This is a genomic window from Streptomyces sp. AC627_RSS907, from assembly GCF_019049165.1.
This window is the reverse complement of the sequence record NZ_JAGMUE010001226.1, coordinates 1-556: the sequence shown is the minus strand read 5'-3', so window position 1 is coordinate 556 and position 556 is coordinate 1. Positions and strand designations below refer to the sequence as shown.

1 pseudogene is annotated in these 556 nt (G+C 71.2%); it reads left to right on the top strand.

Annotated elements, in window-relative coordinates:
• Positions 1–556: pseudogene (locus KUM32_RS41195) on the top strand (excinuclease ABC subunit A); the annotation flags it as partial.

Here is a 556-nt window from a genome sequence, read left to right as displayed (position 1 = left end):
CCCGTGGGCCGGACTGCCGCAGCGGGCCAGGAAGGCCCTGCTCAACGGGCACAAGACGCAGATCGAGGTGCGCTACCGCAACCGGTACGGGCGCGAGCGCGCGTACACCACGGCCTTCGAGGGGGCGGTGCCGTTCGTCAAGCGGCGCCACTCCGAGGCCGAGAGCGACGCCAGCCGGGAGCGCTTCGAGGGCTACATGCGCGAGGTGCCGTGCCCGACCTGTGAGGGCACGCGGCTCAAGCCCATCGTCCTCGCGGTGACCGTCCAGGACCGGTCCATCGCCGACATCTCGGCGATGTCGATCAGCGAGTGCGCCGAGTTCCTGCGCGCCCTCAAGCTGAGCGCCCGCGAGAAGACCATCGCGGAGCGGGTGCTCAAGGAGGTCAACGAGCGGCTGCGCTTCCTCGTGGACGTGGGCCTCGACTACCTCTCGCTCAACCGGGCCGCCGGCACCCTCTCCGGCGGCGAGGCCCAGCGCATCCGGCTGGCCACCCAGATCGGTTCCGGCCTCGTCGGCGTGCTGTACGTGCTCGACGAGCCCTCCATCGGCCTGCAC